Here is an 18,403-nt window from a genome sequence, read left to right on the forward strand (position 1 = left end):
CATTCGCCCGGGCAGGTAGGCATTACGGAGGTGCGGGGTGATTGTCGTCGTCCGGAAAAAACGAACGCTTCGTTATAAATTCATCATCGGCTTTATTATCGTGACGGTGCCGCTGATCCTGTTCTTGTTCTATAACAATTATTACGCGATGAACGTCGTGCGGGAGCAGGTCTCCCAGTCCAACAACAATCTGATCTCCACGCAAGCCGCCAAGAAAGACATCGTCCTCAGCCAGACGATCAGCTACCTGCTCCGGCTGGGAACGAACAATCCGTCGTTTCCGAATTTGTTAACGCTCTCAACGTACCCGGAGGAAAGCGGCGACTACTTCTTCGCGAAGCAGTCCCTGCTGCAATCGTTCGATCAGGACCAGGGCGCCTACAAGGAAGTGGATACGTTCTTCATCTACTTGGACAAGCCCAAGCGCCTCATCACGAGCCAGCGCAGCTACACGGAGATCGAGCGCTACCATCAAGTGCTGGACAAGTACATGGCGGACAAAAACCTGCGCGCGGTGCATCAATGGAACATCATCCAGTCGCAAGGCACGAATTATCTCGTCCGCGTGGAGCAGGTCGCCGACGCCGAGGCCGACGTGTTCGTCGGCGCCTTGATCAAGGCGGAGCAGCTGATCGACGAGCTCAACGCCGCGCCCTCGGATCACGGGCTCGAGGAGCTGCTCGTCTCCAACGACGGGGTGCCGCTCACCGCGACGTCGCTGAGCACGGGCGACGTCGACAAGATCGAGCGAAGCTTGAAGAAGCCGGGCGACGAAGCGTACCGCAAGTTCAACCGGTCGTCCAACGGGCTCGGGTATTTGGCCGTCAGCGCCGACTTTGCCCAGGCTCCGGTGCATATGATCGCGATCGTGCCGGAGAACGACCTGCTGAAGCAGCTGTTTTATTTTCAATGGGCGATTTATCTGATTCCGGTCGTCGGGCTGATCGTCATCCTGTTCTATTCGATCTTCCTGAAGCGGACATTGTTGCAGCCGATGCAGGCCTTGATGTCGGGCATGAGGCGGATCATGCACGGCGACCTGAACGTACGGCTGAGGGAAGAGTCCACGTTCGAGTTCTCGTTCCTGATCGACACGTTCAACGGCATGGTCGGCCAGATCAGCCGGCTCAAGATCGATGTCTACGAGGGCATGCTGAAGAAGCAGGAGGCCGAATTCAAGCATTTGCAGGCGCAGATCAATCCGCATTTTTATTTGAATTCGCTGAACATCATCTACAGCCTCTCGGCGCTTCGCAAGAACGAGCTGGTCGAGAAGATGACCGAGCATCTGGCGGATTATTTCCGCTTCATCACCCGCGCGCACCGGGAGTTCATCACGTTGGCCGAGGAGATCGACCATATCACGAATTACCTGGAGATCCAGAAGCTGCGCTTTCCCGACAAGCTGGCCTTCGAGATCGAGCTGCCGGAACGTTACGCCCGCTGCAGCGTGCCGCCGCTAACCATCCAGCCGTTTGTCGAAAACGCTGTCATTCACGGCATGCCGGAGGGTGAGCGCCAATACATCATCGCAATCTCCGTCAGGCCGGTGCCGGACGGCAGCGGCGATTGCGCGATCGAGATCGCCGATAACGGCCGCGGGCTTTCGCAGGAGCAGCTGCAGCGGCTCCAGAGCGGCATCGCCGCCGACGGCGAGGGTCAGGGCGCCGGCGGACTCGGCATCTGGAACGTGAAGCGCCGGCTCGGCATGATCTACGGGAACCGGGCGGAGATCTCGTTCTTGGGCAGGGAACCGGAAGGAACGATCGTCAGCATTCGGATTCCGATCGAGTCCGAACTCGAAGGGGGAGAAAGCGATGTATAACTTGCTCGTCGTCGACGATGAGAAGTACGCCGTCGAAGCGATCTTGAACTGTATTGACTGGCCGTCCATCGGCGTAACGGGGCTGTTCAGCGCCTACGGGGTCGGCACGGCCATGGAGCAGCTGCGCGCGAATCCCATCGACATCATCGTATGCGACATCGAGATGCCGGGCAGCAACGGCCTGCAGCTGCTGGAATGGGTCAACGAGCATAGGCCGGACACGCTGACGATCTTTTTCACCGGGCACGCGAATTTCGCCTACGCGCAGCAGGCGCTGCAGCTGGGGAGCTTCGATTATCTGCTGAAGCCGGTGAAGCACAAGCAGATCGCCGAGGTCGTCTCGCGGGCTTGCGAGAAGCTGGGGCAGGAACGCGACAAGCGCCAATATTCGGAGCGGTACGAGAAATACGCCCAGCTGTGGGAGACGCAGAAGCCGCTGCTGTGGGAGAAGTTCTGGCACGACGTGCTCGGCGCGCGCGCCATGATGACCGACGAGCGTCTCGCGCAGGCGATCGAGAACTACGGCCTGCCGATCACGCCGCGGACGCGGGTCAGGCCGATCCTGCTCAGCGTCGAGGAATTTCGCGAAGCGTTCAGCAAGCGCGACGAGGAAATCCTGGAATACGCGCTGCTCAAGAGCGCGGAGGAAATGTTCCTGGACGCGCGCCAAGGCGCCGTGATCCGGGATGCGGGCGGCATTCTGTTCGTCCTGCTGTACGAGAACGGAGAGGACGAGGGGGAGCCGGATACCCGGTCGCTCGCGGAGATTTGCAAAACGTACATGCAGGCCTCTTCTTCGTATTTCTACTGCCGCTTGTCCTGTTACGTGGGCGAGCCGGCCGCGATCGGCGGGCTGACGGAAACCTACCACGCGCTGCTCGAGATGGAGCAGAGCAACGTCGCGGAGACGGAATCGGTGCTATTCCTGCGGGATATTGGGTTCGAGCGCGCCGGTACGCGCCAGATGCAGGCGCCGGTCTATATCGACTGGGCCGAGTGGACCGTGCTGTTCGAGTCCGGGAAGAAGGCGGAGCTGCTGGACCGCCTGAACGCGGCCTTCCGGGAGCTCGCCGGGCATCCGGTCACGCATGAATCGCTGGAGGGCGTCTATTATCTGCTGCTGCACATGGTGTACCATGTCTCGCACCGCAAGGGCTGGTCGGCCAAGGAAGTGGTCGGCGGCAAGCTGCTGGGCGGGGAAGGCGCCGCCACGCGCTCGATCACCCGGCTCAAGAGCTGGGCGGAACGGCTGCTGACGGCCGGGATGGATTATTTCAGCCAGCACGAAGGCGATCACCGCGCGAACATCGAGAAGGTGAAGAAGTATATCGCGGCGCATATCCGCGACGTCAACCGCGAGGACCTGGCCTCGCACGTCTACTTGAACTCCGCGTACCTGTCCCGCCTGTTCAAGAAAGAAACGGGGCAATCGCTGATGGATTTCATCATCTCGGCCAAAATCAACCAAGCGAAAATCCTGCTGACGGAGACGAACCAGAAGATCAGCGATATCGGCGATTCGCTCGGCTACGAGAATTTTTCCTATTTCGGAAAGGTGTTCAAGAAGACCGTCGGCATCTCCCCGCAAGAATATCGAAAGCGCTATCAAGGCTTCGTAGGCTGAGAAATCGCTCTCTCGCCATCCCACCCCTGCCCCCCGGCGGGGGTTTGTCATAATAACGTTATCTTTGTCATCTCTGTTCGTATCTGACGCATGCGTTCATCTTTTACAATACCCTTAAGAACGAAATCAACATGCCGAAAAGAACATGAGGTGATGGAACTGGACACGCAACTGAAAAAGAACCGCTCTTCCTTCGGACGCAAGGTGCTGAAGAACCGTTATTTGCTGCTGATGATGCTTCCCGGCACGATTTACTTGCTGATCAACAACTACATGCCGATGTTCGGCACGATCATCGCTTTCAAAAGCGTGGATTACAGCAAAGGAATCTTCCATAGCCCATGGGTCGGGTTCACGAATTTCAAGTTTCTGTTCGGGACGTCGGACGCCTGGACGATTACCCGGAACACGCTGCTGTACAACGCGCTTTTCATCATCATTACGCCGATTATCGCCGTCACGCTCGCGATCTTGCTCAATGAGGTGCGCGGCCGGCTCGCGGCGAGGTTCTATCAAAGCATTATGTTCCTGCCTTACTTCCTGTCGGCCGTCGTAGTCGGTTATCTGGGCTATTCCATGCTGAGCACGGAATTCGGCTTTATCAATACGCATGTGCTTGTCCCGCTGGGCTTCGATGCCGTCGCGTGGTACAGCGAACCGAAGTATTGGCCGTACATTCTCCCGCTCGTCTACATCTGGAAGAACATCGGTTATTCCACCGTCATCTATCTGGCCGCGGTCATCGGGATCGATAACGAGTATTACGAGGCGGCGCTGATGGACGGCGCTTCCAAATGGCGCCAGGCGATCAGCATCACGCTGCCGCAGATTCGGCCGATCATCATCATCCTGACGCTGATGGCGGTCGGACATATCCTGAATGCCGATTTCGGCTTGTTCTACCAAGTACCGCTCGATGCCGGCGCGCTCTATCCGACGACGAACGTGATCGACACCTACGTGTATCGCGCCCTGCTCCAGCTCGGCGATATCGGGATGTCCTCCGCGGCGGGCTTGTACCAATCGGTCGTGGGCTTCGTGCTTGTCCTCTCGGTCAACTTGATCGTTCGCAAAATCAACAAAGAAAGCGCCTTATTCTAGGGGAGGAGCGACATCCGCAATGAATACGACTACTGCGCAAGTCCCGTCAGCCGCGGCCGGCGTTGCCGGACCGGGATCGAAACGGAAAATCAACGCCATCTCGCCCGGCTCCAATCTTGTCGTGAACCTGTTCTTCATCGTGTACTGCTGCATCTGCATCTTCCCGATCCTGCTGGTCGTCTCCGCTTCCCTATCCGACGAGAACGCGATTACGCTGCACGGCTATTCGATCATTCCGAAGGTGTGGAGCACGGCGGCGTACCATTATCTCTCGTTCGATCTGCACAAGATCCTGGCGGGTTACGGCATCTCCATCGCCACGACGGTGATCGGCAGCCTGGTCGGCATGATGATCACGGCGCTGTATGCCTACCCGCTGTCGCGGTCGGATTTCGAATTCCGGGGGTTTTTCTCCTTCTTTATCTTCTTCACCATGATCTTCGGGGGCGGACTCGTTCCCTGGTATCTCGTGTACACGAATATCTTCCATCTGAAGGATTCGCTGTTCGCGCTGATCATTCCCGGCCTGCTCATGAACGCCTTCCTCGTGCTGACGACGCGGACGTTCTTCCAGCAGACGATTCATCCGTCCATCCTGGAGTCCGCGCAGATCGACGGCGCCGGCGAGTTCCGCATCTTCTTCGGCATCGTGCTGCCGCTGTCGCTTCCCGTCATGGCCACGATCGGGTTGTTCTACACCCTGGCGTACTGGAACGATTGGTTCAACAGTCTGGTCTATATCAATAACGATAAATTGATCAACCTCCAGTACATGATGTACCGGGTCATGCGCAACCTCCAATTTCTGCAGACCAATGCCCAAAGCGGTTCGAGCATCGGCGCGGAGGAGATCGCGAAGATACCGAACGAGACGGTCCGCATGGCGATGTGCATCGTCGGCATGGGCCCCATCGTGCTCGCCTATCCGTTCTTCCAGCGCTACTTCGTCGCCGGTCTGACGGTCGGCGCGGTCAAAGGCTAGACCCGGCTTCGCCGGTTAGCATATAGAACGACATTTTCATTTTCAAAAATGGGAGGGTTCATATGAAAAGCATCAAAAGAAAAGGACTCACCGCGTTGACGGCGACTTTCGCAGTGACATTGATCCTGTCCGGCTGCGGCAGCAACAACGACGGCGGAAATGCAAACGGCAACAATACGGCAAGCGGAAATAATGCCCCGGCAACGACGACTAACGGCGGCAATGCCAATGCGGGCAATGCAGCCAATACCGGCGATACGGGTACTGCCGGCGCCGTCGACGTTTCGAAATTGGAGCCGTACACGATCAAATGGTTCGTCCCGGGGGCGGCTGCACCGAAAGACCAAGCGCTGGTCAACGAGGAAGTCAGCAAGTACCTGAAGGACAAAATCAATGCATCGCTCGATCTGGAAGTCATCGACTGGGGCAGCTGGGACGATAAGATGAACCTGAAATTCGCCTCCAGCGAACCGTTCGACATCATGTACACGGCCAACTGGAACGGATTCACGACGAAGATTGCCCAAGGCAACATCATCGATATCACGGATCTGATCGACAAAAATGCGCCGGATGCAAAATCGATCATCGAGCCGGCCCTGCTGGAAGGCTCCAAAGTAAACGGCAAGAGCTACGGCTTGCCGATCAACAAAGAAATGGCGAGTCAATACGGCGTCATGCTCCGCAAAGATCTCGTCGACAAATACAGCATCGACATTACCACGATCAAGACGCTGGAGGACCTCGTGCCTTACTTCGATATGATCAAGGAGAAAGAGCCGGGCGTTACGCCGTTCTACCTGAACAAAGATATCTCGCTGTTGAACGTCTACACGAAGAACAACTTCGATTATTTCGACGAGTTTGCCGGCAGCTTGGCGAAAGGCCAAACGGACTTCAAGCTGATCGACGCTTACGAGACGCCTGAACTCAAAGCCGGCTACGATCTCATTCACTCCTGGTTCCTGAAAGGCTACGTCAACAAAGACGCGGCGACCCTGCAGGATTTGAGCGGCGGTCTGAAAGCCGGCAAAGCGTTCGCGTATCCGGAGCAGCTGAAACCGGGCAAAGACGCCGAAGTCACCACGGCTACCGGTCAACAATGGGTACAAGTCGAACTGACGCCGCCGGTCGTCAGCACGGGCGATGCGCAAGGCTCGATGGATTCGATCTCCAGAACGTCCAAAGATCCGGACCGGGCGATGATGTTCCTGAACATGCTCTATACGGATAAATATCTGGTCAACCTGATCGCGTTCGGCATCGAAGGCAAGCACTATGTCAAAGTAGACGAAAATACGATCGACTTCCCGCCGGGCGTAACGGCGCAGACGTCGGGTTACAACCTGAACCAGGCGTGGCTGTTCGGTAACCAATTCAACGATTACCTGTGGAAGAACGAAGATCCGCAGAAATGGGAGAAATTCAAGACGTTCAACGCCGCGGCCGAAAATTCTCCGCTGCTCGGATTTACCTTCGATCCGTCGAACGTGAAGACCGAAGTCGCGGCGATTACCAATGCCACCAAGGAGTTCGGCCCCGGTCTGAGAACGGGAACCGTGGATCCGAACGTCTACCTGCCGAAGTTCATCGACAAGCTCAAAGCGATCGGCATCGACAAAGTCATCGCCGAGGAGCAAAAACAGCTCGACGCATGGCGCGCATCGAAGTAATCCGTCTGTATAAAGCTGGGAAGCCCGTGCGCATTTCGGCATGGCTTCCCTTTTTATTATCCGAAAGCGAGTTGATCGTATGGACAGCAAGGTTTTGACAAACGAACAAATCGAGCATTTCATCGAACGCGGCTGGGTCAAGGTCAGCGAAGCGTACCCGCGGGAGCTGGCGCTGGAATGCCAGCGGTTCGTCTGGGAGCAGCTGCGCCCGTTCGGCATCGACCCCGAGGACCGCGTCACCTGGGACAAGCCGATTCATTATTTGCGGGAAGCGTACAAGACGCCGGCATTCGACCGGTGCAACACGGGGCGGATGGCGGATGCCATCGAGGACCTGGTGGGACGCGGCCGATGGATCGACCGGGGCGTGTACGGGAAGGAAGAAGTCGTCGCGACCTGGGGCTGGTGGCCGGTGAATTTCTCGCTCGGCGCCGAGCTTCCTTGGACCGTGCCGACGGCGGGCTGGCATTGGGACGGCGGGCATTTCCGCCATTACGTGGACAGCCCGGATCAAGGACTGCTCTGCTTGTGCATCTTCTCGGAGATCGGTCCCCAAGGCGGAGGCACCTTGATCGTGGAAGGGTCCCATCGCGTCGTGGCGCGGTTTCTGGAGCGGCATCCGGGAGGTTTGGAGCCTCAAGAAGGCATCGATAAGCTGAACCTGGAGCATCCCTATCTGTCGGAGCTGACCGGCTTGACCGGCGCGGGAACCGACGATCCGGATCGCGTCGGCAAATTCATGGACGACTGGCATACCGATGCCGACGGCATCCGGCTGCGCGTAGCCGAGACGACGGCTTCCCCCGGCGACATCATCCTCTGCCATCCGTTCCTCTACCATACGCCTTCGCAGAACCATTCCGGCGTCCCGCGTTTCATGTGCAACCAGAAGACGCCGCTGAAGGCGCGGATGGACTTCGCGCGCGCGGATTCCGCGGATTACTCGCCGGTGGAGATCAGCATCCGCAGGGCGCTTGGACGGGAATAGACGAGCCTGTCCGCCGCATGGCGCGGGCAATAACGCAGGCAAGGCAGTCTCCGGCGGAGGCTGTCTTTTTGCTGCGCCGAGGTCGGCGTCGCTGCCGCTCGCTCGGGGGTGAAATGAAGCGAGGCGCGTTTTTTTGATGGAAATTTAATGAAGTCCCCGATTGCTTGCTATGGTAGAATGGCAACTAGAAGGATAGGAACGCGCGTACGCCGGATTCAGGAAAAGGAGAACGTCTTCATGCCGCAAAGCAGGCCGAAGTTATTCCTCGGTTCGACGAGCGAAGCCAAGAAGCTCGCTCTCGCCGTAATGAAAGAGCTGGAGCGGGTCGCCGAGGTCACGCCTTGGTTCGCGGGCGCCTTCCAGGTCAACAACGATACGATGACCGACTTGGAGCATCAAGCGGATATCAGCGATTTCGCGGTCTTCCTGTTCACGGCCCACGACGTGGTGGAGCTGCGCGACAAGGTCATGATGATCCCCCGCGACAACGTCGTCTTCGAGTTGGGGCTTTTCTGGGGAAAGCTCAAGCGGGGGCGGGTTTTCTTCGTCGTGCCGCGGGCCGTGGCGCAGGAACGCCCGGACGGCCGCGTCATCGACGAATTCCACATCCCGTCGGACCTGAACGGGCTTACGTACCTGACCTACGACCCGGACCGGCCGAACCTCGATGCCGCCGTAAGCACGGCATGCGGCGCGATCGCCGCCAGGATCGAGGAGCTCGGCGCGTACCGGAGTCCGGCTCACGCCTCTTTATTGCAGTTCTTGATTCAATTCAGCGCGGATATCGTCGTGGACGGCGGGCGCAAATACGAGCATTTGTACGAAGCGATCCGAACGGCGTACGACGGGCAGGCCGTCGGCAAAGTATCGGGCGCCGCCGTGTGGAAGGCCGAGGGCAGCGACGGCATACGGCAGGTCGCCGGCAATGTCGGGCGGGGCAAATTTTACTCCTTCTCGGCTTACGAGGACGCGGGAGAACCGGCGCCGCTAGTCGTCGACGTGTACCGGACAAGCACGGAACAGGCGATCCTGTACAAGGGGCATGGCGTTGGCAAAATTTATTTGCTGTGCTATCCTGTGGGTAGAGAGCTTGTCGTGACGGTTCATCTAACCGGGCATGTCTCGACGAGAGAGCAGTTGGAGCAATTGATGGACGCGAACGAAGAATTGATGAGCACGGTACACTACCTGTTTGGAGGCGATCCGGCATGAAGGACAAGGACGCGAAGAAGAACGCGCGAAGGAAACTACCGGTCACTCGCGCCAAAGCAGGCAAGGTCGTCGTGGTCGACATGAACGAAACGGTGCTGGCCCCGGTCATCGGGACCGGTCGGGAAGAGAACGGCTTCGTGCTGATCAAGCGAAAAGCCGAGTACAAGAAACCGTTATTCGCTCAGTGAACCTAGAGGCTGCGCATGGATTCCGAACAACGGAGGCCATCGATCGTCAGCCGTTAGCATAAAGTCAGCCTGCAACGAAAAACCGCCCGGCTCATCGCGAGCCGGGCGGTTTTTCGTTGCAGGTTATGATGCTTCTATCAGGCATCTATCATCCAGGCGTCCGGCCGAAACGCGAAGGACAGCGCATTTCGCCGGGACGACGATAAGTATTGTCGGCTTACAGCGCGGCCAGCTGCTTTTCCAGCCAGTCCCGCATGACGTCGAACACTTCCTCGCGGTCCAGCTCGTTGTGCAGCTCGTGCTTGTAGCCGGCCCATTCCATGAACGTGCAGTCGGATCCGGCCGCGTCGGCGAACTGCCGGGTCGCCAGGATCGAGGTGACTTTGTCCGAGCCGCCGTGCATGAGCAGGAGCGGCGTGCGCCACTCCGGCGCGTGCTTCAGCGCCCACAGACCCGCGCCCTGCACGCTGAGGAAGAACCGCGCCGTGATGGCGCCGTGGCCGAGCGGATCCTCCTGATAGCGCTTGATCATCGCCGGATCGGACGTGAGATGGTCGCCGACCATCGGCCTTTCGTTCGTATAGGCGGGAAACAGCCGGTTCACGACGCGCGCGACGATCAGCTGCAGCGGGGGCGGGTTGAACGCCAGCCTCAGCCAAGGTCCCGTCACGATGGCGCCGACGATGCCGGGCTTGCGCCGCAGCACGTAATTGAGCGTAACGTTGCCGCCCATGCTGTGCCCATATAGGAAAATGGGCGCGCCGGGGAAGCGCTTCTTCGCCTCGGCGAGCATCGCGTCGATGCCGTCAAGCAGGGCGGGGTACGATTTGGTATGTCCGCGTTTGCCTTCGGTGCGGCCGTGGCCCACCTGATCGAAGCCGATGACGGCGTAGCCGGCTTCCGTGAACATCTCGGCGACATGCCGGTACCGTCCGACATGCTCGCCCATGCCGTGCACGAGCGCGATGACGCCGCGGGGACGCCGCTCCTCCCCCGGCTCCCATTCCGCCGCATAACGGCGCGAGCCGTCGCGGCAGCGCAGCTCGAATATTCGCTCCTTCATTTTCCTGCAGCCTCCCTCGTTCGCAACCTTCCTTATTCAACTTTACCACACTGGATGCCGGATTATGAAATGCGGTGGATTCGCTTACAAAAAAATAATCGAAACGGCAGGATACGGCGGGTCCGTCGAGAAAGGGGAAGAGAGCCGTCCGGCCAAGAGCCGGGGAAGGTTTGATCGGAGACAATGAGGATGAGGATGAACATAACATGAAATCCAAGATGAACGAGGAATTCGAGATCGATTGCGGCGCCGTCGTACTGCGGCTGTTCAAGCCGGAAGATCTGGACGATTTTCATGCCGTTACCCACGAGCCGGAGATCGTGCGCTACCTGCCCGGCTGGAATGCCGAGACGAAGGACATCCGCGCGGATTGGCTGCTGCATTACGAAATTCCCGGAAACGGGCGGTTTCTTCAAGCCGTTCGGGAAGGCAGGGACATCGGGGATCTCCAGCTGAGGTTGGTCGTGGCGCTGAAGGAAACGGGGCAGTTCATCGGCTGGGTATGCACCGGAATCAAGGACGAGCTGCCGCCGCCGAACCGGGAGATCATGTACGGCATCTCGCACGCGCACAGCGGGCGGGGCTATGCGACGCAGGCGGCGGCCGGCATGATCCGCTACCTGTTCGGGCGCGGGTTGGCAGAGGAGCTGAACGCCGTCGCCCTCGTACACAATGCGGCCTCCAACCGGGTCATCGCGAAATGCGGCTTTCGCTCGGCAGGGAGCATAACCATCGACGGCGAAGCGTACCATCATTACAAGCTGTTCCGAGACGAACGGGAAGCTTGAAGAGGGAGGAAGGCGGCAATGGCGGACGATCAAGAAATTGAGCGGCGCAACGAGGAGCATCGGGAGCCGGCCGGCAATACGTTCAACGACGTCACCGAGCATAACCGCACCGTCATGGGCGTGCCGGATAAACCGGTCGATCTGAGCAGCATGCCGAAGCCTTTGCGGATATTCGGGTACTTTTTCCTGGGGGCGTGCGCGCTGTTTGCGGCGGTGCTGGTCGTCACGCTCATCGTGCAGGCGTGGGGATGAATGCTGCCAATCCTCCGCGAAGCCTTCATTACCGGGCGATCGCCCGCATAAGGTAATGACGGGATATCGGCGGAGGTGTGGCATTGTACAATCCTAATCGACCTGTCGGTCAAGGTCCTGATCTGCTGCTCCGGCAGAGCCATGATAGGAATGGCGCGTTCGACCGGTTTGTTCGCATGCAGCCTTTTCACGGCGCTGCCGGACATGATCCGCAGCCTTTCGATCCGAACCAAATCTACGATCACGCCGGGAATCCGGTCACCCATTGGCGGGAAACGGTCAACGGCGTTCGTCTTCATTTCGTGACCGCGGGCTGCGGCGAACCGTTATTGCTCGTGCACGGCGCGCCGAAAACGTCGTTTTACTGGTATAAGCTGATCCCGCTGCTCACCGACCGGTTCACGGTCATAGCGCCCGACGTTCGCGGTTTCGGAGACTCGGGCAAGCCCAGAAGCGGCTATGACATGGATACGATCGCGGAGGATCTCGCGGAGCTTATGCGGAAGCTGGGCTACGGCTCGTATTGCGTGCACGGCGAAGACTGGGGCGCGGCTTTTTCGTATGCGCTGGCGGCAAAGTATCCGGACAGGGTGAAGAAGCTCTCCTTTTCGGAGATGCTGCTGCCGGGTCTCGGGTTGGAAGACTGGTCTGCCTTAACGCCAGAGAACGTGAATTCCAATCACTGGTTCTGGCATATCGTCTTCTTTGCCGTCCCGGACGTCCCCGAATTTCTGATCACGGGCAAGGAGAGGGAGTTCTGGGGGAAATTGATGCGGGACGAATGCCAGGATCCCGGCGCGATCACCGAGCCGCTGTTGGAAGCGGTCGTTCGCGGCAGTTCCGGCGCGGGAGGGCTGCGTCCGATCTTCGACGTGTACCGGAATGATTTTGTTAACATCGCATTCGTTCGGAAGCATATGCAGCGGAAGCTGACGATGCCCGTCATCGCGATAGCCGGCGCTTATTTCATGGACGGGGACGTTCACCGCGTCGCCGGACTTGTCGCGGAACACGTGACGCCGGAAACCCTGCCTTGCGGGCATTGCTTGGCATTGGAGCGCCCTGAACAATTAGCCGGCCTGCTTCGCATCTTCATGGGCTGATCGGGGGATCCGAGAATGAATGCATGAGGCTGCCGGGAGAACGGCGGCTTTTTTGAGGTTGCCCGCTTGTCGCGTGCCGGCGCTTCGCCCATCGGACGCGGCAGCGGTCTCGAGCGGAGGCGCCGAACGAATGCTCCGGCGTCGAACAGGAGCCAAGAAAGGGGCTTTCTACTTTACGGGCGGAATGCTACCATGAGGGAGAGACAAGCCGAAATTTTCCAAGCCTTTGCGAGACGAAAGCCAATCGCGTGAGAGGGGAAGTTGCGCATGCAGGCACTTATCTATGAAGGACCGCAGGAAATGACGATCCGGGAAACGGACATGCCGGTCGCGGGCGAGGACGATATCCTCATTCGCGTGGCATACTCCGGCATCTGCGGATCGGAGCTGAGCGGGTACCTGGGCAAAAACTCGCTCCGCAAGCCGCCGATGATATTCGGCCACGAGTTCTCCGGCACGATCGCCGCCGTCGGCAGCCGCGCCGAAGCGGCCGGCCGGTGGCGAATCGGCCAGCGCGTCACGGCGAATCCGCTCGTGACCTGCGGCCAATGCGAGCCATGCGCGGGCGGTAACCAGCAGCTGTGCGTCTCGCGTAAATTGCTTTCCGCCGCGCTGCCCGGCAGCAATGCGGAATACGTCAAGATCCCGGCGGCGTTCGTTTACGCCGTCCCGGACGCGGTGACGCTGCAGCAGGCGGCGATGACGGAGCCGGCAGCGTGCGCCATTCGCGCGGCGGAGTTGGCCGCGCCGCGTCCGACGGACACGGTGCTTATCATCGGGATGGGGCCGATCGGACTGCTCGCGCTGCAGGCGGTGCTGCAGTATGGCGTGCGCGACGCGATCGCGGTCGACATGAACGCGGACAGGTTGGCGATCGCCGCGAAGCTGGGGGCGAAGCATACGATCTGCCCGGCGGACGGCGGGGACACGCTGGAAGAAGTGAAGCGGTTGACCGGCGGCGCCGGCGTGAACGTCGCGTTCGACGCGGTCGGCGCGGGACTGACGCGCAGGCAGTGCGTGCTTGCCTGCAAGGGCGGCGGCCGCGCCGTATTCACGGGCTTGCACGAGGAAGAGTCGGCGCTGCCGGTCAATATCGCGATCCGGAACGAAGTGACGATGACGGGCGCTTTCGCTTATTCGACGGCGAATTTTCGCACGGCGCTGCGATGGATCGAGGAAGGCCGCATCGGACTGGCCGACGGCGTGGTCGAAGCGCCGCTCGGCGAAGGCGGCCGCTGGTTCGAAACGCTGCTGAAGCAGCCGGGCAGCGTGTCCAAAGTACTGCTGGTGCCGGGAGGCGAAGCCTGATGCCGCGCTTTAACGAATGGCATGCATCCGGACCGGGGATCGAACGCAAAATATTCCCGCCGGGCGAGTCGATCATGAGCATGATGGTGACGCTGAAGACCGGATCGGTCGGGACCGCGCACGCCCATCCGCACGAGCAGCTGACGTTCGTCGTCAGCGGCCGGCTGCAGCTCGAGATGAACGGAACGATCATCGTCGCCGAAGCCGGCGAGCAGCTCTTCATCCCCGGCGATGCGGTACACGAGGTAACGGCGCTGGCGGACACGGTCGTCGTCGAAACGTTCACGCCGCTGCGCGCCGATCTGCTGGCGACCATCACGGAATAAGGGCAGCATCTTACGGCGTCGAGTCCCGGGCAGCCGCGCGAAGTGCCGAGAACGGTTAAACGCATAACAAGGAGCGTGGTCATCCATGCAAAAGGTGTTTTTCATCTCCGACCATCACTTTGGTCACAAGCATATCATCGATTTCGAATCGCGGCCGTTCGCGAACGCCGACGAGATGAACGAGGCGATGATCGAGAAATGGAACGCGGTCGTCGGCGAAGGGGACAAGGTGTTCCATCTCGGGGATTTCTCGTTCCTGAACCGGGACAAGACCAAAGCGATCGTCTCGCGGCTGAACGGGTACAAGCATCTGATCCTCGGCAATCACGATCGGGGCCGCTCCCGCCAATGGTGGCTGGACGTCGGTTTCGACGAGGTGAGCGAGCATCCGATCATTTACAAGGACTTCTTCTTCCTGTCCCACGAGCCGATGTACATGAACAAGCACATGCCTTACGTGAACGTGCACGGCCATATCCACGGGCAGAAGTACGAGAGCGTCAGTTACTTCAACGTCAGCGTGGAGCATTGGGATTACGCGCCGCTCACGTTCGAGCAGATCCGCGACGCCGTGGTGCCGAGCGAGGAGCAGGCATGAAGGTCGTCTACGCGGGAAGCTTCGACCCCATCACGCTGGGGCATATTTCGGTCATCGAGCGGGCGGGGAGCCTGTTCGACGAGGTGCATGTGATCATCGCGAACAACCGGAGCAAGCAGCATTATTTCGACATCTCGCAGCGTACCGAGCTCGTGCAGTTGTCCTTGGCGCAAATGGCGAACGCGGTCGTGGTGCCTTTCGAGGGCATCGTGGCGGATTACGTCAACGCCAATAACGTGAAGGCCGTCATCCGGGGCATCCGCAACTCCACGGACCTCGAGTACGAGCTGCAGCTGGAACAGTACATGCGGAGCACGACGAAGGCGGACACCGTGTACCTCTCGCCTTATTTGAAGGACATCCAGACGAGCAGCTCGCTCGTGCGCATGTTCCTCCAGTCGAACAAGACGGAGCTGGCGCAGGCGTACATGCACCGGGACGCATATGCGCGGATGGTGACGTTCACCGTATGAGGGCGGGTCGTCGTTCTGCGATATCGGGCGGATTCGCGGCATGTACGGTACATCGCGAATTCTCGGCCAGGCAGGTTTGATGGCCGTCCGCCGCCAAGTTCCGTGCGGCTCCGTGCAAGGGATTGCTCCGCATCCGTTGCAGGCGTATAATACAAGCATCGATTCAAAAGCGTGTGTGACTGGCGTAACGCGGCGAACCGCGGGGGAGCACATCGTTTATACGGCCGTACGCCTGGGCAGAGGTAAGGGGGAATTCCCCCTTGCCTCTTTCTGTTTTTCTGCGCATCTAACACGGAAAGGGTGACGGAACATGACTCATGCAAACCAGCTTGTTTTGGACGGCAACGCGGTCGCCGACAGCATCAAGGCACGATTGGAGGCGCGCATCGCCAGGTTGGCGGAACGGGGAATTAAACCGTGTCTGGCGACGGTGCTGGTCGGCGACGATCCGGCTTCCGCGACGTACGTGCGGATGAAAGGCAACGCCTGCAAGCGCCTCGGCATCGCGTCGATCCGCGTGGAGCTGCCTGCCGGCACGACGACGGAGGAGCTGATCGGCGCGATTCGGAAGCTGAACGAGGATGCCTCCGTGCACGGCATTCTGCTGCAGCATCCCGTGCCGCACGGGATCGACGAACGCGCGGCTTTCGAAGCCATCGACATCCGGAAGGACGTTGACGGCGTCACGACGCTCGGCTTCGCGCAGAACGCGTTCGGCTTCGCGGACTTTCCGTCCTGCACGCCGGCGGCGATCATGGCGATACTGGACTACTACGGGCTGCCGGCGCGCGGCCGCCATGCCGTCGTCATCGGCAGAAGCCCGATTCTCGGCAAGCCCGTCTCCGCCATGCTCCTGAACGCGGACGCGACCGTGACGACCTGCCATTCGCGGACGGAGAACCTGCCCGCGATCGTGCGTCTCGCGGACATCGTCGTCGCCGCCGTCGGCAAGCCGAATTTCGTGCAGGGCGACTGGATCAAGCCGGGCGCCGTGGTGCTCGACGCCGGCTATAACCCCGGCAACGTCGGCGACGTCGATTATGAGGCGTGCGCGCGGCATGCGTCCGCGATCACGCCGGTTCCCGCGGGCGTCGGGCCCGTCACGATCGCGACGCTGCTCAAGCATACGGTGGATGCGGCGGAGAAGCTCGGGGCGTAGACGAGATGGCGCGATGCAGAGGCCCCGGCAAGCCGGTCAGCGCGTTTCGATGCGCGCCGCGCGAAGTTTAACGGCAGCAGCAGGCCTATGGCGTTGTCGGAAAGGGCGCATCTCGCCGATGCATCGAAGCGTGCCGCGTTTAACGTGAACAAGCAGGCGTCCGGCGGAGCCCGGTCGAGCAGTTCATAAGACGAATAAGGCGATCCTCGGTCGAGAACCGGAGGATCGCCTTATTTGCGATTCGGGGAGCGGCCTGGCTTAACGGCCGCAAGCCCGCCGCGCGCCGTTCAGCACAAGCCGCCGATAAGACGCGGGCTTGAACGAAGGGGCATGATGCCCCGGCTGCAGGTAGACGACCTTGCCAAGCCCGTAAGGATGCGTCCAACCGGCGGGATAACGGTTCCCTTCGAATTCGTATTCGAGGAACACCTCGCGTTCCGATAACGGATCGAATTCGAAGAAGTACGGCTCTTCGTCCAGGCTGAACGCGTCGACGCCCTCGAGCAGGGGATGTCCGGCAACGGGATGGTAGCGGAGCGGCTGGCAAGGCGGATGTCCGGTAAAGCGGGCGCCGATCAGCTGCGCAAGCTCCGGACTGCATTGCAGCGATATGCCGTTATGGACCACGAGCAGGCCGCCGCCGCCCGCGACGTACCGCAGGAGTCCTGCCGTTTGTTCGGGCTTCAAGGTGCGTTGCCAGCAGTCCGTATACGAGATGCACAAGGGGGATGCCGCTTGATCCAGCCGGGTCAGGACATCGTAATCTTCCGTGGCGTCCAGATGGAAATCGCCGCCAAGAATGGACTGCAGCTCCGCGCGCGCCGGCTCCAGCGGATGCCAAGGCGCGGCCGTGAAATCCCCAAGCAGCAGCGCTTGAACGGATTCGTTCATCGTCGTGTCTCCTCTCTTCACCAAGGCAGCTCGTTGCCTGTATCCGCTTCCAAGTATAGGGGCGAATCGTGCAGCTCGCCGCCTCGCGCTTCGATTAGCCGCAGGATATGAGCGGCCGCTTCCTCGGGGGTATGCGTGCCCGCGTCGTTCCAGCTGCCGCCCATGAACGTTTTCACCCAGCCGGGATGAAGGAGCAGCACGCGTCCGCCGTCCTTGCGGATCCGGTTATGGATGATGGTCGAGCCCATGTTCAGCGCGGCTTTGGCCATGCAATAGCCGAACCACGCCTCGCGATGGCTGTTCCCGATGCTTCCGGCTTCGGAGCTGATGTTTACGATCAGCCTGCCGCCGTTCATGACCGGTTCAAGCAGCGCGTTCGCCATGCGGATCGCGCCGAGCGCGGAGACGTTATAGACCCGCTGCATGTCGCCGAAATCCAGATCGTCCGCGATCGTTTTCCCCGTGTCCCCGAGCAGGGCGGCGTTGTTGATCAGCATGTCGAGCGCCGGCGCCATGCTCCGTATCCGGTCCGCGGCTTCCTTCACGCTTGCGTCGTCTCCGACGTCCAGCCGGAACGGATGCAACCGTCCCGGGAATTGCGCGGACAGCTGCGCAAGCTCGGGATTCGGGTCGACGATGCCGCCCGCATGCACGGTGCAGCCGGCCCGAAGCAGGCCTTTCGCCAATTCGAGCCCGATCCCGCGGTCGGTGCCGGTGATGCAAACCTGGTTGAGCTGTAGCATAAGAGCTTCCTCCATTTTGTGAAATTAGTTTCGGCAAGGGAGCAGCGGTAGGCGTTGCTTAGTTCCATTATAGGGAAAATCAGGATAGCTGCCTACGATAATCGAT

The 18,403-nt window shown here is 60.0% G+C and carries 19 protein-coding genes and 1 riboswitch; of the genes, 16 read left to right on the forward strand and 3 right to left on the reverse strand.

Annotated features, from left to right (window positions below):
* Positions 1 to 37 precede the first annotated feature (37 nt).
* The 8 genes from AC50YL_RS25905 to AC50YL_RS25940 all read left to right on the forward strand — a co-directional run bounded on the left by AC50YL_RS25905 (position 38) and on the right by AC50YL_RS25940 (position 9,593).
* The gene (locus AC50YL_RS25905) at positions 38 to 1,825 is read left to right on the forward strand and encodes a sensor histidine kinase (protein WP_494835779.1); all 1,788 of its coding nucleotides are present in this window, start codon (positions 38 to 40) and stop codon (positions 1,823 to 1,825) included.
* Positions 1,818 to 3,449: a response regulator gene (locus AC50YL_RS25910; RefSeq protein WP_494835781.1), complete on the forward strand. Its 1,632-nt coding sequence runs from the start codon at positions 1,818 to 1,820 to the stop codon at positions 3,447 to 3,449. The genes AC50YL_RS25905 and AC50YL_RS25910 overlap by 8 nt, the downstream gene beginning before the upstream one ends.
* 153 nt (positions 3,450 to 3,602) lie before the next feature.
* Complete coding sequence (locus tag AC50YL_RS25915; RefSeq protein WP_494835782.1) at positions 3,603 to 4,550, forward strand: ABC transporter permease; 948 nt, start codon at positions 3,603 to 3,605, stop codon at positions 4,548 to 4,550.
* 19 nt (positions 4,551 to 4,569) lie between these two features.
* Positions 4,570 to 5,532 (forward strand): carbohydrate ABC transporter permease, encoded by a 963-nt coding sequence (locus AC50YL_RS25920; RefSeq protein ID WP_494835783.1) that lies wholly within the window; start codon positions 4,570 to 4,572, stop codon positions 5,530 to 5,532.
* A gap of 62 nt (positions 5,533 to 5,594) precedes the next feature.
* Positions 5,595 to 7,205: an ABC transporter substrate-binding protein gene (locus AC50YL_RS25925; RefSeq protein ID WP_494835784.1), complete on the forward strand. Its 1,611-nt coding sequence runs from the start codon at positions 5,595 to 5,597 to the stop codon at positions 7,203 to 7,205.
* Positions 7,206 to 7,299: 94 nt separating this feature from the next.
* Positions 7,300 to 8,193 carry a phytanoyl-CoA dioxygenase family protein gene (locus AC50YL_RS25930; RefSeq protein ID WP_494835785.1) on the forward strand — a complete coding sequence of 298 codons (894 nt, stop codon included), beginning with the start codon at positions 7,300 to 7,302 and terminating at the stop codon, positions 8,191 to 8,193.
* 237 nt (positions 8,194 to 8,430) lie between these two features.
* On the forward strand, positions 8,431 to 9,405 hold the full coding sequence (locus AC50YL_RS25935) for a TIR domain-containing protein (protein WP_494835786.1): 975 nt from the start codon (positions 8,431 to 8,433) through the stop codon (positions 9,403 to 9,405).
* Entirely contained in the window at positions 9,402 to 9,593 is a 192-nt protein-coding gene (locus tag AC50YL_RS25940; protein ID WP_494835787.1) for a hypothetical protein, read from the forward strand. The genes AC50YL_RS25935 and AC50YL_RS25940 overlap by 4 nt, the downstream gene beginning before the upstream one ends.
* A gap of 217 nt (positions 9,594 to 9,810) precedes the next feature.
* Here the strand turns inward: AC50YL_RS25940 and AC50YL_RS25945 are convergent, their stop codons facing one another.
* Positions 9,811 to 10,656: an alpha/beta hydrolase gene (locus tag AC50YL_RS25945; RefSeq protein ID WP_494835788.1), complete on the reverse strand. Its 846-nt coding sequence runs from the start codon at positions 10,654 to 10,656 to the stop codon at positions 9,811 to 9,813.
* Positions 10,657 to 10,862: 206 nt separating this feature from the next.
* Between AC50YL_RS25945 and AC50YL_RS25950 the strand changes: the two genes are divergently transcribed.
* The 8 genes from AC50YL_RS25950 (at position 10,863) to AC50YL_RS25985 (ending at position 16,663) form a co-directional block, all read left to right on the forward strand.
* Positions 10,863 to 11,444, forward strand: a complete 582-nt coding sequence (locus AC50YL_RS25950; protein ID WP_494835789.1) for a GNAT family N-acetyltransferase — start codon at positions 10,863 to 10,865, stop codon at positions 11,442 to 11,444.
* Positions 11,445 to 11,462: 18 nt separating this feature from the next.
* Entirely contained in the window at positions 11,463 to 11,696 is a 234-nt protein-coding gene (locus AC50YL_RS25955; RefSeq protein WP_494835790.1) for a hypothetical protein, read from the forward strand.
* An 83-nt stretch (positions 11,697 to 11,779) separates the two neighbouring features.
* Entirely contained in the window at positions 11,780 to 12,799 is a 1,020-nt protein-coding gene (locus AC50YL_RS25960; RefSeq protein WP_494835792.1) for an alpha/beta fold hydrolase, read from the forward strand.
* A 267-nt stretch (positions 12,800 to 13,066) separates the two neighbouring features.
* Positions 13,067 to 14,107, forward strand: coding sequence for a zinc-dependent alcohol dehydrogenase (locus AC50YL_RS25965; RefSeq protein WP_494835793.1), 1,041 nt, complete (start codon positions 13,067 to 13,069; stop codon positions 14,105 to 14,107).
* Positions 14,107 to 14,433 carry a cupin domain-containing protein gene (locus AC50YL_RS25970; RefSeq protein ID WP_494835795.1) on the forward strand — a complete coding sequence of 109 codons (327 nt, stop codon included), beginning with the start codon at positions 14,107 to 14,109 and terminating at the stop codon, positions 14,431 to 14,433. The genes AC50YL_RS25965 and AC50YL_RS25970 overlap by 1 nt, the downstream gene beginning before the upstream one ends.
* Before the next feature lie 85 nt (positions 14,434 to 14,518).
* Positions 14,519 to 15,031: a phosphoesterase gene (locus AC50YL_RS25975; RefSeq protein ID WP_494835796.1), complete on the forward strand. Its 513-nt coding sequence runs from the start codon at positions 14,519 to 14,521 to the stop codon at positions 15,029 to 15,031.
* A complete protein-coding gene (coaD, locus tag AC50YL_RS25980; RefSeq protein ID WP_494835797.1) occupies positions 15,028 to 15,504 on the forward strand; it encodes a pantetheine-phosphate adenylyltransferase in 477 nt (158 codons plus the stop codon). Before AC50YL_RS25975 ends, coaD begins: the two co-directional genes overlap by 4 nt.
* 165 nt (positions 15,505 to 15,669) lie before the next feature.
* A riboswitch (ZMP/ZTP riboswitch) is annotated at positions 15,670 to 15,749 on the forward strand.
* 65 nt (positions 15,750 to 15,814) lie between these two features.
* Positions 15,815 to 16,663 carry a bifunctional 5,10-methylenetetrahydrofolate dehydrogenase/5,10-methenyltetrahydrofolate cyclohydrolase gene (locus AC50YL_RS25985; protein ID WP_494835798.1) on the forward strand — a complete coding sequence of 283 codons (849 nt, stop codon included), beginning with the start codon at positions 15,815 to 15,817 and terminating at the stop codon, positions 16,661 to 16,663.
* Positions 16,664 to 16,921: 258 nt separating this feature from the next.
* On the opposite strand, the gene AC50YL_RS25990 is transcribed toward AC50YL_RS25985, so the two are convergent.
* Both AC50YL_RS25990 and AC50YL_RS25995 read right to left on the reverse strand, forming a co-directional pair.
* Positions 16,922 to 17,554 carry a ThuA domain-containing protein gene (locus tag AC50YL_RS25990; RefSeq protein ID WP_494835800.1) on the reverse strand — a complete coding sequence of 211 codons (633 nt, stop codon included), beginning with the start codon at positions 17,552 to 17,554 and terminating at the stop codon, positions 16,922 to 16,924.
* A gap of 17 nt (positions 17,555 to 17,571) precedes the next feature.
* A complete protein-coding gene (locus AC50YL_RS25995; RefSeq protein ID WP_494835801.1) occupies positions 17,572 to 18,297 on the reverse strand; it encodes an SDR family NAD(P)-dependent oxidoreductase in 726 nt (241 codons plus the stop codon).
* Between the last annotated feature and the right edge of the window lie 106 nt (positions 18,298 to 18,403).

The sequence above is a fragment of the Paenibacillus sp. J22P277 genome, from assembly GCF_059383675.1.